Origin of the sequence: Labrenzia sp. THAF35, assembly GCF_009363595.1 — a bacterium.
Classification (GTDB): Bacteria; Pseudomonadota; Alphaproteobacteria; order Rhizobiales; family Stappiaceae; genus Roseibium; species Roseibium algicola.
The window spans coordinates 5,694,280-5,706,776 of the sequence record NZ_CP045380.1 but is presented as its reverse complement, the minus strand read 5'-3'; the positions used below and the strand labels follow the sequence as shown (position 1 = coordinate 5,706,776).

The following is a 12,497-nucleotide window of genomic DNA, read 5'->3' as shown; positions in this document are numbered from 1 at the left end:
TTTCCCGGGGCGCCGTTTTCTTTGGGCGGGCTTTCCGTCCGGTGCTGATTTTGCGCTGCAGCAGATCATTTTCATCAGCACTAACCCTTATCTCCTTGAAAAGGTCATTGTTCCGTCACAAGGTTTATGTTGCACTGCGAAGCAGTTTCAGGTTGCGCTTGAGACAGCGAAGTGTGGTAGTCGGCCGGTTTCCCTCCGTCCTGGCCGCCCAAGGTTTCGGGAGCTGTGCGCATATGTTTGATTTGACGGGCCACAAGGCCCTTGTTGTCGGGGTCGCCAACGATCAGTCCATTGCCTATGGCTGCGCCAAGGCCTTCCGTGCGCAGGGAGCAGATCTGGCGATCACTTATCTGAATGAGCGGGCCGAAGCCTACGTGCGGCCTCTGGCCGAACAGCTCGATGCGGAAATCATTGCCCCGCTCGACGTGCGCGATACAGAGCAGATGGACGCGCTGTTTTCCGAGATTGAGGCCAAGTGGGGCCGTCTGGACACTTTGCTCCATTCCATCGCCTTCTCCAAAAAGGAAGACCTGCATGGTCGTGTGATCGATTGTTCCGCGGACGGCTTTTCGCTGGCCATGGACGTTTCCGTCCACTCCTTCCTGCGGCTTATCAAAAGGGCCGAGCCGCTCATGCCCCATGGCGGTACCTGCATGACAGTATCTTTCATGGGCGCGCAGAAGGTCGTCGAGAACTATGGCGTCATGGGCCCGGTCAAGGCCGCGCTGGAAGCGGCCACCCGCTACGCGGCAGCCGAGCTCGGATCGAAGGGGATCTCGGTCCATGCGCTGTCGCCAGGTCCGCTCAAGACCCGTGCCGCATCGGGGATTGCCGAATTCGACGCATTACTGAACGACGCGGCTGAGCGCGCGCCGACACACCAACTGGCCACGATCGACGATGTCGGGGCCTATGCCGCCTTTCTTGCCAGCCGGGAGGCGTTCAACGTCACCGGGGCAGTGCACCCGATCGACGGTGGCTACAGCATTCTTGGATAGGAGGTCCTGATGAAGGACATTTTTGACGCGCTTGAAAAAGGCCAGAACGAATTTCTGGAATCGCTGCATGATGCCACCGCCTGGGGCCCCTCGGAGCGTTTTACGGCACTGCAGGCCCAGGCGACGGAGCTGTCCAACCTGGCGGAACTGATGGGCAGGGGACTGACCAAGCACCTGACCCGGATCTCGGACGATCACAAGACCCGTTGGCAGTCGAATATTTCCGAGTTCGGCAAAGCCGTGGAAGCCATGGGCGGTGCGCAGGAAAAAGGGTCATTATACGAGGCCTGGGAAGACTACTGGAAGGATGCGGCCCAGCGAATGGTCCTCACAATGGACACGCTTCGTCAGCGCGGTGACATCTTCCTGGATCACGAAGAGGCCGGCTGTCCACCTGTCCTGATCTATGATTATGAAGTGGTTCTGGACGGTGCCGATCTGCCGCGCCCCAGCTGTTACATGTTGCTGAAAATCATTCCGCCCGCAGATCTGCCGTGCCGTGATCCGAAACCCTGGAAACGGCCCTATATCATCATCGATCCACGGGCCGGACACGGAGCCGGGATCGGCGGTTTCAAACCGGACAGTCAGGTGGGCGTTGCCCTGCATGACGGTCACCCGGTCTACTTCGTTGCCTTCAAGCGCATGCCGGAGAAAGGCCAGACACTGGCGGACGTCACCCATGCCGAGGCGGCCTTCGTGCGCAAGGTCATGGAGCTTCACCCCGAAGCTCCGAACCCGGTGGTGACCGGGAATTGCCAGGGCGGCTGGGCGACGCTGCTGCTGGCTGCCATGAACCCGGATCTGACCGGGCCGGTCATCCTCAATGGGGCGCCTGTGTCCACATGGTCCGGCCGGGTCGGTGAAAACCCGATGCGCTACAATGCCGGCGTCCTGGGTGGGACCTGGAACGCGATGTATTACTCCGACCTTGGTCACGGCATCTTCGATGGCGCTGACATCGTGCAGAACTTCGAACTGCTCAATCCGGCCCGGAACTACTTCGGCAAGTACTACGATCTCTATGCCAAGGTCGACACCGAGCCAAAGCGTTTCCTGGAGTTCGAACGCTGGTGGGGCGGGTATTTCCTGCTGAACGAAGCTGAGATGAAGTGGATTGTCGAGCAGCTCTTCGTCGGCAACCGTCTTTCCAAGAACGAGGCACAGCTCGAGCCTGGCCGAAACGTCGACATCAAGCATATTCGTGCGCCGATCATCGTTTTCGCCAGCTATGGCGACAACATCACACCGCCGCAGCAGGCCCTCAACTGGATCATCGACACCTACACGGATGAGCGGGAAATCGCAATTCGTGGCCAACGGATCATCTATATGGTCCACGAACAGGTTGGCCATCTCGGCATTTTCGTGTCCTCCAAGATTGCGAAGAAGGAGCACACGGAAGTCACCTCGACACTGAAGACAATCGAGGCGCTGGCGCCAGGCCTCTACGAAATGACCATCGACGACTATGAAGGCCCGCTGCTGGAGCGGGAATTCACGGTCAGCTTCCATGAGCGCAAGATGGAAGACCTGACGAAGATCGATGATGGCCGGGACGATGAAATACCCTTTGCCGCTGTTGCCCGTGCATCCGAGCAGCAGGCCGAATTCTACGATGTCTGCGTACGGCCTTTCGTGCAGGCTTTCGTCACCGAGCAGAGCGCAGATCTGCGTCGCAAGAGCCATCCGCTCAGAATGCAGCGTGCGCTGTTCTCCAGCCTCAATCCGGCTCTCGGCTGGTTGCCCGGCATTGCCGAACGTGCAAGGAACGAAAGGTCTCCGGCCGCTGCAGGCAATCCGTTTGTCGAACTGGAAAAGGTCAATGCGGCCCTGATCGAGCAGTCCATGGATCTTTTCCGGGATTTGCGCGACACAGCCTACGAGAACCTCTTCTATTCCATCTGGGGTACGCCCTACATGCGCTGGTTCGGCCGGACCAAGCAACCGGGTCGGACGCTGAAGCGCAAGGATGAGTTGCGCAGCTTGCCGCCGGTCCAGGCAGCCCTGATGCATATCGAGGAAGGTGGTTTCTGCGAAGCGGTGATCCGTATGCTGATCCTGCTTGCCGACAGCCGGGGCAATGTTCGCCGCGACCGTCTGGAACGCTCGGCCCGTGTCCTGACACAGGACGAACCGTTCAAATCACTCAATGCGGACGAACGCAGTTTCATTCTTCAGGAACAGACGCTGATCGTCGAATTTGCCCCCGAACTGGCAATCGAAACCTTGCCAAAGCTTCTGAAAACCCCGGAAGAGAGGGAACTCGCGGCCAAGGTTGTGCGGTTCATTCCCGGCGCAATAGACGAAATGACGCCGCATACACTGGAAACGCTGCAGCAGTTCCACAAGGTGCTGGGCCTGCCGCCTGTTTCGGGAGACATCACGGAAGATCCCCTTGCCGTGACCGATGTAGTCGTCGAGCCGGGCAAGGAAGACGCCCGAGCGGCACAGGAAGAGGCGGCGAGCAAGGCCCCTGCGAAGTCGGCGCCAACGCGGACAGCTCCCGTTAGGGCGGCTTCGGCTGCGGCAGTGCCGAGCAAATCGTCTCCTCGCAAGACTGCAACGCGAAAGGCAGCGGCGCGCAAGGCGACGGCTCCACGCAAATCACGCAGCAGTGCGAAAAAACCGCAGGAACCGGCTGAATAATAATAGGGGGCGTCCGGGCCTCTCGGACGCCCCCACAGAGCCCCCCTGGAATTATTTTTGGAGTTTGGCTCTGATCTGAAACGGTGTTTCGCTTAGCAGGCTAAGACATGTTGGCGGCAATCCGGCACAGGTGGTGCCGATGTCCAGCCGCCGGATTTGTCCGTTAAGCATAGCAAGATCGGTGCTGCTCACAAGTGCCGGAACGCTGCTTCCGGCAGGAATTTGAGCTGCCGAATTTCGAACTCTGTTTTTATTGCATTTTTCGCTACGCTCCAGCGTGATGGCGAAAGACAAACTTCCTATTCGCCACCCGAGTGCCTACTTCTTGTCCGAAGCAGAGCCGCTCGCGGTTCGGAATCCCGTGTACCTGGGTGAGGGAAAACCCTGCTGCGAGAGAACAATGAAGACAAAACTGGCGGAGCCGCATGTTCGACTGGGCCTATAAGAAACGCTTGAAGGACGACCTGGAACTTTGGGTCGAGAAGGGCTGGGTGAGTTCTGCCGGTGCAACGGCCATATTGAAGGAGCAGGATCAGGACGACGGTCGTTCACGCCTGCCCATGGCCCTTGCCGGAATTGGAATGGTCTGCGTGGCTTTGGCGCTGCTGGCGTTCATTGCGGCAAACTGGGGAGCTATCCCGAAGTCCGTGAAGCTCGTCGGCATTGCACTGCTTGTCGTTGCGAGCAACGGTCTTGCGGCCTTTGCCGCAACAAGAGGGCGCAAGGGTGTCGCGGATCTTGCCACTGGCTTTGCCACGCTGGTTTTTCTCGGTGGCATGGCGCTGGTCGGACAGATCTTCCACTTGCCTGCCGACTGGCCCGGTGGTGCTTTCCTTGTCTGTCTCGGTGCATTGGCTGCCGCGTGGCTCACCGGTTCGAAAACATCCCTGATCGTCGCTGCTGGTGCTGCCATAACCTGGCAGGTCATGCGGTCCGAATTCGGTTCGGCACCGCTGATGGAAGATCTGATCGGGCTTCTCCTTCTTGTCGCGGTGTTTGCACATCCGGTCGTTCATCCCGCACGGCTTTCGCGCTGGGCCGCGATTTCGCTGCTCTGGGTAACCTATGGCCGCTGGTTTGGCGAAACAGCGGAACTGATGAGCTCCAGCGATGATTTCATCACTGCAATGTTCCTAGCCGGAACCGGTGGTATGGCGGCCGCGATGATGTTGCTCGATCCCGTTGCCGATCTTTTCGTGAAGTGGTCAAGCGACCGGCCGACGCGCAGTCACGGGCATTGGCTGATGGCAAGGTCCCTTCAGGATGTCGGTATTCTGGTCTTGTCGGTGCTGGTCGTCCTGGCGCTCGTGTTTGTTCCCGAGGTCGCGGATGAACCGTCCTTGGGCGGCCTTGCAACACTCCCTGCCATGGTGCCGTTGGCCGTCGCTCTGGCTCTCCTGGTGACAGGCCTGCTGCTATCCTACAAGACCGTGAAGTCGGGGGCGCTCTTCGGGGCAACCGGCCTGGCGCTCGTGGCCGTGCTGATGCCGGTTCTGACGGCTAACGTTCTCGTTCTTGCAGCCTTTGTTCTGGCGGCACTGATCGGTCTGTGCGCACTGGGGACATGGTATAACAACAGGTTCTGGATGCTTTGTTCCTATTTCGGCCTGACTGCGGTCGCGCTCTGGCTGCTTCAGGTCACCATCGGCAGTTTGCTGGGGCAGTCGCTGTTCTTCCTGGTGGCAGGTGTTCTGCTGTTGGCAATGGCCCTTTGGCTGGCGCGTCTGATGAGGCGCGGTGGCCGGACGCCGGAACAAGGTGACGTCACCGGGGAGGTTCAGGAATGACCACGGCAACTGCAACTCCCGTTTCAAAACCGCAGTCCCGCGCCCAATGGCTGCTTTGGGGACTTCTGGCCCTGATCCAGCTTGGCCTCATCTCAATCCCGTTGTTCGACCGGCTGGACGTGCAACACAGCGGAACCGCTGTTTCGCTTGCCGTGGTGCCGGTTGACCCGAGAGACCTGCTCCGTGGCGACTATGTGGTGATCAATCTTGCGATCGGCACCATTTCCAGGACGGTGCCCGGTGCTGACAAGGTCCAGTCGGGAGACAGCATCTTCGTCGGTCTGAAGTCAGAAGGAACGGGCGCTGCCGTGCCGGTTCTGATCGCGAAGGAAAGAGCTGACGCCGGTGATCAGGCGATCGCCGGTACCGTTCGCTCCGTTCTTGGTGACGAAATCCGGGTGGACTACGGTATCGATGCCTTCTTCCTGCCCGAGGGCGAGGGACTTGAAATCGAACGCATGGACACATCGCGCATTCTTCTTGAAATCTCGTTGACCGAAGACGGCCGGTCGCTGCCGGTAAACCTGCTGGTGGATGGAAAAGCATTCCGGTCTGATGCGATCTTTTGACCTTCGGCCATTCTGGCGGTATGAGCGCGTCAGCTGAAACCCGTCTGAAAGACCGCCATGTCCGATCCCGCGCTCGATACACTCGTCTTGCCTCTTGAAACCGGGGCTGTCGAGCTCGCCGACAAGAGCCGCGTCCTGTTCCTGCGCGCAAGGACAGGGCGTCCGCTTGCAGCGCTTGCGGACGCAGATCTTGTTTGCGAACAGAGTTTCGCACCAGACCGGGATGCGCTGCAAAAGGCAGGGCTGAAGGTAGACGCGGAGACGGAAGACAAAAGCTTCGACGCAGTTCTCGTTCTTCCCGGTCGTCAACGGCAGGAAGCAAGGGCACAGCTTGCCCGTGCGGTTTCAAAGACACGGCCGGGCGGAACCGTGATGGCCTGCGCGCCCAACACCGAAGGTGCCAAGACGCTGGAAAGCGATCTTCAGGAGCTTCTGGGCAGCGCCGAGAAAATGACCAAGAACAAGTGCCGGGTTGTCTGGAGTGAACTTTCCGATGATAGCCTGAACACCACGCTTCTCGCCGAATGGCTGGTACTCGATGCGCCGCGGACCGTGCTTGACGGCGCATTCGTCAGCCGGCCGGGCATCTTCGCCTGGGACAGGATCGACCCGGCCTCCAGACTTCTGGCAGACCTTGTGCCGGCAACGCTGAAGGGCAGAGGCGCTGATCTTGGAGCGGGCTTCGGTTATCTGACACGTGCCGTTTTCGAGAAGGCTCCGAAGGTCACTTCGATGGATCTCTACGAGGCGGAAAAGCGTGCGCTGGATCTGGCCGAACAGAACCTGGCTGCCTTCAAGGGCCTCAGAACGATGAACGGCATCTGGTCGGATGTGACCCAGGGCATCGAAGGACCTTACGACTTCATCGTCTCCAATCCGCCGTTCCACCAGGCCGGCAAGGCAGATCGCGCTGACGTCGGTCAGGGCTTCATTCGCGCCGCTGCCCGCGGACTGCGGCCGGGTGGCGAGTTCTTCATGGTCGCGAACCGGCATCTTCCCTACGAGCACACGCTGGGCGAAGTCTTCGCCGATGTGAAACAGCTCGCCGACGAAGGTGGCTACAAGGTGATCCGGGCCGTCAAAGGCAAGGGAGGCCGGTAAGATGCGTCTTGTAAAACTCCTTGCCAATCTCGGCTATGGCAGCCGGAAGGAAATGCAGGTCGCCATCCGCAACGGGTGGCTCACAGACCGCGAAGGCAGCCGTTTGAAGGCGGATGCCAAGACCGCTCACGAGGACATCCTCTTCGACGATGAGCCGCTCGACCCCGCACACGGGGTGGTGATCCTGATGAACAAGCCGCTTGGCTACACCTGCTCCATCAAGGATCAGGGCCGGCTGGTCTATGACCTGTTGCCGGACAGGTTCCGCATGCGCAAGCCGGTTCTGTCCACCATCGGTCGGCTGGACAAGGAAACGTCCGGTGCCTTGCTGTTTACCGACGACGGCACATTCCTGCATCGCGTCATCTCGCCGAAGTCCGAAGTTCCCAAGATTTACGAAGTGACGCTCGACCGCCCGATGAAGGGCGACGAAGGCGCGCTGTTTGCCTCCGGCGACATGATGCTGGAAAGTGAAGACAAGCCGCTGAAGCCGGCGGAGCTTCAGGTTCTGGACGAAACCCATGCCCGGCTGACCCTGCATGAAGGCCGGTATCACCAGGTACGCCGCATGTTTGCAGCAACGGGCAATCATGTCACCGACTTGACCCGCAGCCACATCGGCGGCCTCGGTCTGGAAGGTCTCGAAGAGGGCAAATGGAAAGTGCTGTCCGAAGAAGAAAAGACACGCATTTTCGAAGGCGGATGAGGTCACGGTTTCCTGTTTCTGCTGCGAACCAGGATTTTTTTATGATGAGAGGTTTCTCTCTTAAGTTCAATAAATTCAGATGCTTATATTTCATCTGATCGCCAATTTCTGAAAAATTCCAAAAAAGATTTTCCCCTGCTGCATCTAAAATTCGATCTGCCGTGTTTCCGGGAAGTGAGGCCAATCCGATGCCTCCTGCCTTTGAAAGACGGAGATCTGAAATGCCCCTTATTGCACGTAGCCTTCTGACAGCATCCGCCCTTGTTCTTGCCGCTGGCGCTGCTCACGCGACCCCTGCGATCGGTCTTGCCGGTGAAAAGACCCTGGTGGTCATCGATAGCAATTCCGGAAAGGTCACCGACACGATGGAAGTTTCCGGTGTCGACAGCCTGCTCGGCATTGACCTGCGGCCGGCAACGGGGCAGCTGATCGGCGTCAGTGGCGCTCATGAAATCGTCGAGATTGATCCGAAGACCGGTGCGGCAACGGTGATTTCCAAGATGGACAAGATGCTGCCGCTGAAAGACGGGCAGCCTGTCATCGTCGACTTCAACCCCAAGGCCAACAAGTTGCGCTTCATGACCGGTGTGACCAACCACCGGGTTGATATCGAAAGCGGCAAGGTGACCGTCGATGGCAGCCTGGCCTTTGAGGAAAAGGACATGCATGCGGGTGAGGCGCCGAACATCGTTGCTGCCGCCTACATCAACTCCTACGGCCAGCCGGAAACGACGGCGATGTACGACATCGACGCGACCATTGGTGCCGTCATCCGTCAGACTTCGCCGAACGATGGCACCCTTGCGGCCGTTGGCAAACTGGGTGTGGACGCTGCCGAAACCTATGCCTTTGATGTCGCCACCGACGCGGAAGGCAACAACAAGGCCTGGCTGGCAACCGGCACGTGGCTGCACACCGTTTCGCTGGAAACCGGCAAGGTGACCGACAGCTGGGAGCTGGGTGGCCTGGAATGGCCGCTGCGCGACATCACGTTCATGACCGCGATGTAAGCCCCATCCAAAACACATACTGACAGAGCATCTTCAGCCCGCTGAATGAACAAGGATGCTCTGGGCTTTGCGGCCCCGTCCCACCTGGTGCGCAAAGCCGATTGCCGGAGCAGCCTGGACCACCCACCCCAGGCTGCTCCGGTCCCTTACCGGTACGACTGGTCCGGCAACGCTTCTGATGCGTAGCACTCAGGAGCCCTGGTGAGATTGAACAAGTGAGACCAACGTGCTGGATATGCCGGAAAGCGTAAGCGAAGTGGATCACGCGGCCCTTCTGGCCGCCTGTGCACGCAAGGACCGGCAGGCCCTGCGACAGATCCTGGAACTGGAAGGCCCCAAGATGCTGGGCATTGCCAAGCGCATGTTGCGCCGGCAGGACCTTGCTGAAGATGCGCTCCAGGATGCGTTGGTCCTGATCTGGCGCAAGGCTTCCCAGTTTGATCCTGCGAAGGGATCCGGACGCGCGTGGATCTACGCGGTCCTGCGGAACAGGACCTTGAACATGCTTCGTGACGGGGCCCGGGAATCGGCAACCGATGACGACAAGCTGGAACGTCAGATCGACGGCAGCGAACTGAACGAGGCGTGGGAAATGCTGGGCCATGACAGCGAGTTGCGCCGTTGTCTCGGACGACTGGAAACGGAAAAGCGCAGTGCCGTGCTGATGTCCTATATCTGGGGCTACACCCATGGTGAAATTGCCGGCCGGTTGTCGGCCCCCCTTGGAACGGTAAAGGCGTGGGTGCGCCGTGGCCTGACTTCCTTGCGGGAGTGCATGTCATGAGAACGGCCCGCCGAAATCTTGCTGAACTTGCCGACGAATTCGTCATTGGCCTGTGCGACCCAGAAGAACAGCGCGAAGTGGAAGATCGCCTGATGAAGGAGCCGGAATTGGCCGTTCTCGTGGAACTTGCCCGTCAGCGGTTCGCCGCCCTCGACGCCGCGACGCCCCGTGAAGCCGTGCCGGAGAGCCTTTGGCATCGCGTTGAAAGGCGTCTGGACGCGGTGGAAGAGAGTATTGCCGCTCCCGAGACGAAAGACAGTCGTGTTGAAGCGCCGGTGGATCTCAAGTCCGAGAGAGAAAAGCGCAGCAGGCCAATGATGTGGACGGCGGCAGCCAGCCTGGCAGCGAGCCTCGTACTTGCCATCGCGCTTGTCTGGAACCTCATGACGACAGTTGAACCGCAGGTGATTGCCGTGCTTGTCAACGATGCCGGGCAGCCTGTTGCGATGATCGAAGGGGCTGAGAACAACGCGACCCAGGTCACGCTTCTGGGGCAGACCGATGTCCCGGCAGGCACGATCCTTCAGCTCTGGACCAAACCGGATCCGGATGGGCCGCCGGTTTCCCTGGGCATCTTCGATGAGCCTAAACAAACGATCCTGCAAGCTGCCGGGTTGCCGGTTCCCAAGCCAGACCAGCTTTATGAGATCACCTTCGAACAGCCGGGAGGGTCTCCAACCGGGTTGCCGACCGGCCCCATCCTCGGCAAGGGTCTTGCGAGGGAGCCTCGCTGATCATCGGTGTGAAAAGCACCGGAAGGTGTAAAGAACTGGAGAGCGCCCGGACATGTTCGGGCGCTCTTGACTATGAGACCCTTAATTTCTTTTTCGGCTGAGGACTCGTATGCGGCTGTCGAATTCGCCGCGGTCGACATAACAGCCGCGCAGATGGCGGAACCCGGTGCCAGGGTCGAAAGCGGCTCGGCCATGCAGGACCCGCCGATTGTCAAAGATCACCATCTCTCCGCCTTTCAGCCGTGTGGTGATGACGTAATTCCTTGATCGGGTCATCTGTATCAAGGTGCGATACGCCCCGTAATAAGCTTCCATTCGATCGGCCGGCAGATCGAAGATCCCGGCGAGATGGGCGTTGAAATGAAACTCCTGCACGCGTGCGAACAGATCGAGTTCGATCACCGTGTGATGGCGGCGGATGTCGTAGTCCTCGTCGTGAAAGCGAAAGGGCACCGGCGTCTCGGCAAGGAGCCGGAAGGCCTCCGGATCGAGACGGGCGAGATCGTCCGCAATCGCGAAGCCGTCACAAAAGGTCGAACCGCCACCTTCTGCTTCATTGGCAAGACAATGCAGGAACTGGAAGCCTGGTGGCAATTCCTGATTGGCCAGGTCCGTATGCAAAGGAAGGGCATGGGACGTATAGGCCAGGTTGTTCGGGTTCGGTTTGGAAATGACCTCAAATGTCGTGCCGAAATTGGTCTCCCGAAGAAAACCGATCCTGCGGGCGACATCGACACCTGCCTCCACGTCGTCAGCCATGCCGTCGACAAGAGCAAGGCCGGTTTTCTTGGCTTCGATCAGGAAAGCGAGAAGGAGATCGTCGTTGACCATCAAGTCGGCGGCCGCCGCGCGCGGAAGGCTTTCCGGGACAAGATCACCGCGCCACAGCGCAGGCTCGATCTCGGCTGGATCGGCAAGTCCGACCCCTGGCCGGTGATCTAACAGCCAGTCGGCCCTGTAGCGGCTGACATGGCCGTCGCCGGACCAGGTTAGAATAATTTCATCCGCATCCTGTTCGGCCTTCACGATGGAAATATCCATCGCAATGCCGGTCAGGTCGAACTGGCGTTCCTGCGTTTGCGGATGAAACCCGCTCGGGCAGTTGTCGCGAAGCCAGATGAAGGGAAAGTCGGCGCTGGTGCCATCGGTCCAGGCGACAGAAAGCATGCGGTCTTCACCGCGCAAGGTCACGTTCGTCATTTCTAAAATCCGTTGATGTCTTGGAGAGTAGGGACACCGGCAAGAGCCGGCAAACATCAACGGTCGGCGGGGGGCGGCCACCACCAATAGGCCTTGTTATGCGGATTGCCGCCATTGCGGCCGAGAACAGAAACCATCCACGGAACAGCCTGAACGCAGGCGATGCCTGCTGTTGAACCTGAAAAACGCTACATCAAAAAAAGCACCCGGCAAATTAAATTCTGCCGGGTGCCAGTCATCTCAAATAAATGCAGTTTCAGTTCTTGGATGCCTTGGCTGCAAGGGCAATGGCGATGTAGCTCCAGCCGTTGATCAGCACCGAAATGCCGGCCAGAAGGCCAAGCGCCCAGGCGGCCGAACTCGGCAGCTCCAGCCAGATCATCGCGCCAGCCACAAGGGATACGAGCCCTGCGATCAGCACCCAGACCCAGCCGTCATGCGGCTTCAGTTTGAAGGCCAGCAGGATCTGGCTGATGCCCTGCGCCACGAAGATGGCGGCAATCACCAGTGTCAGCGCGATGGTTCCCGCGAGCGGGTTCACATAAATCACGATCCCGCCGATGACGGCGATAATGCCGGTGATCAGGTTCCAGAGGAAACTGGCGGTACCATGGGTCTTGAAGGAATTGTAGATCTGAACCAGGCCGCCGACGAATAGCACGGCCGCGATCAGGATCGTCACGGCAATCGACGTTGCCAGGGGAGCGGCGATCAGGATGATGCCACCTATGACCAGCGCAATGCCGAGCGCCAGAAACCAGCCCCAGTTGTCCTGGATCTTTCTTCTCATATTCTCTACGGCCTGAACAGCATCTGTCATTTTGACCTCCTCACGCTCCGGTTGCCGTTGTTGACCGTAACCCCTTTGCAAATAAACGCAATATCCTGATGACAAATTGCCCGGGAAGGGGATCGTTCGACTGTGACTTGACTTTTGATGTGTATATGCACACAAAGCC

At 59.1% G+C, this 12,497-nt stretch carries 11 protein-coding genes; 9 read left to right on the top strand and 2 right to left on the bottom strand.

Translation table 11 applies throughout. The features are described 5' to 3' along the window. Window positions 1–233: 233 nt before the first annotated feature. The 9 genes from fabI (at window position 234) to FIU93_RS26175 (ending at window position 10,338) form a co-directional block, all read left to right on the top strand. A complete protein-coding gene (fabI, locus tag FIU93_RS26215) occupies window positions 234–998 on the top strand; it encodes an enoyl-ACP reductase FabI (RefSeq protein WP_152507211.1) in 765 nt (254 codons plus the stop codon). 9 nt (window positions 999–1,007) lie between these two features. Continuing rightward, window positions 1,008–3,647, top strand: coding sequence for a DUF3141 domain-containing protein (locus FIU93_RS26210; protein WP_152507210.1), 2,640 nt, complete (start codon window positions 1,008–1,010; stop codon window positions 3,645–3,647). A gap of 425 nt (window positions 3,648–4,072) precedes the next feature. Beyond that, entirely contained in the window at window positions 4,073–5,434 is a 1,362-nt protein-coding gene (locus FIU93_RS26205) for a DUF2157 domain-containing protein (protein WP_209010240.1), read from the top strand. Further along, window positions 5,431–6,003 (top strand): GDYXXLXY domain-containing protein, encoded by a 573-nt coding sequence (locus tag FIU93_RS26200; RefSeq protein WP_209010239.1) that lies wholly within the window; start codon window positions 5,431–5,433, stop codon window positions 6,001–6,003. The genes FIU93_RS26205 and FIU93_RS26200 overlap by 4 nt, the downstream gene beginning before the upstream one ends. Before the next feature lie 57 nt (window positions 6,004–6,060). Continuing rightward, window positions 6,061–7,104, top strand: a complete 1,044-nt coding sequence (locus FIU93_RS26195) for a class I SAM-dependent methyltransferase (RefSeq protein ID WP_152507209.1) — start codon at window positions 6,061–6,063, stop codon at window positions 7,102–7,104. 1 nt (window position 7,105) lies between these two features. Continuing rightward, window positions 7,106–7,810, top strand: a complete 705-nt coding sequence (locus tag FIU93_RS26190; protein ID WP_055658527.1) for a pseudouridine synthase — start codon at window positions 7,106–7,108, stop codon at window positions 7,808–7,810. A 221-nt stretch (window positions 7,811–8,031) separates the two neighbouring features. Then, window positions 8,032–8,820 carry a DUF4394 domain-containing protein gene (locus tag FIU93_RS26185; protein WP_023000039.1) on the top strand — a complete coding sequence of 263 codons (789 nt, stop codon included), beginning with the start codon at window positions 8,032–8,034 and terminating at the stop codon, window positions 8,818–8,820. Window positions 8,821–9,055: 235 nt separating this feature from the next. Then, complete coding sequence (locus FIU93_RS26180) at window positions 9,056–9,604, top strand: sigma-70 family RNA polymerase sigma factor (protein WP_055658528.1); 549 nt, start codon at window positions 9,056–9,058, stop codon at window positions 9,602–9,604. Continuing rightward, a complete protein-coding gene (locus FIU93_RS26175) occupies window positions 9,601–10,338 on the top strand; it encodes an anti-sigma factor (RefSeq protein WP_152507208.1) in 738 nt (245 codons plus the stop codon). The genes FIU93_RS26180 and FIU93_RS26175 overlap by 4 nt, the downstream gene beginning before the upstream one ends. An 81-nt stretch (window positions 10,339–10,419) precedes the next feature. Here the strand turns inward: FIU93_RS26175 and FIU93_RS26170 are convergent, their stop codons facing one another. Further along, a complete protein-coding gene (locus FIU93_RS26170) occupies window positions 10,420–11,538 on the bottom strand; it encodes a TauD/TfdA family dioxygenase (protein WP_152507207.1) in 1,119 nt (372 codons plus the stop codon). Between the two features lie 256 nt (window positions 11,539–11,794). Then, window positions 11,795–12,358 (bottom strand): HdeD family acid-resistance protein, encoded by a 564-nt coding sequence (locus tag FIU93_RS26165; protein WP_031268980.1) that lies wholly within the window; start codon window positions 12,356–12,358, stop codon window positions 11,795–11,797. Between the last annotated feature and the right edge of the window lie 139 nt (window positions 12,359–12,497).

Excerpts from the sequence above, each read along its gene's own strand:
- FIU93_RS26180 (WP_055658528.1), top strand. The coding sequence starts at position 9,056 with ATGCCGGAAAGCGTAAGCGAAGTGGATCACGCGGCCCTTCTGGCCGCC.
- FIU93_RS26205 (WP_209010240.1), top strand. The coding sequence starts at position 4,073 with ATGTTCGACTGGGCCTATAAGAAACGCTTGAAGGACGACCTGGAACTT.
- FIU93_RS26190 (WP_055658527.1), top strand. The coding sequence starts at position 7,106 with ATGCGTCTTGTAAAACTCCTTGCCAATCTCGGCTATGGCAGCCGGAAG.
- fabI (WP_152507211.1), top strand. The coding sequence starts at position 234 with ATGTTTGATTTGACGGGCCACAAGGCCCTTGTTGTCGGGGTCGCCAAC.
- FIU93_RS26185 (WP_023000039.1), top strand. The coding sequence starts at position 8,032 with ATGCCCCTTATTGCACGTAGCCTTCTGACAGCATCCGCCCTTGTTCTT.
- FIU93_RS26170 (WP_152507207.1), bottom strand. The coding sequence starts at position 11,538 with ATGACGAACGTGACCTTGCGCGGTGAAGACCGCATGCTTTCTGTCGCC.
- FIU93_RS26200 (WP_209010239.1), top strand. The coding sequence starts at position 5,431 with ATGACCACGGCAACTGCAACTCCCGTTTCAAAACCGCAGTCCCGCGCC.
- FIU93_RS26165 (WP_031268980.1), bottom strand. The coding sequence starts at position 12,358 with ATGACAGATGCTGTTCAGGCCGTAGAGAATATGAGAAGAAAGATCCAG.
- FIU93_RS26210 (WP_152507210.1), top strand. The coding sequence starts at position 1,008 with ATGAAGGACATTTTTGACGCGCTTGAAAAAGGCCAGAACGAATTTCTG.
- FIU93_RS26195 (WP_152507209.1), top strand. The coding sequence starts at position 6,061 with ATGTCCGATCCCGCGCTCGATACACTCGTCTTGCCTCTTGAAACCGGG.
- FIU93_RS26175 (WP_152507208.1), top strand. The coding sequence starts at position 9,601 with ATGAGAACGGCCCGCCGAAATCTTGCTGAACTTGCCGACGAATTCGTC.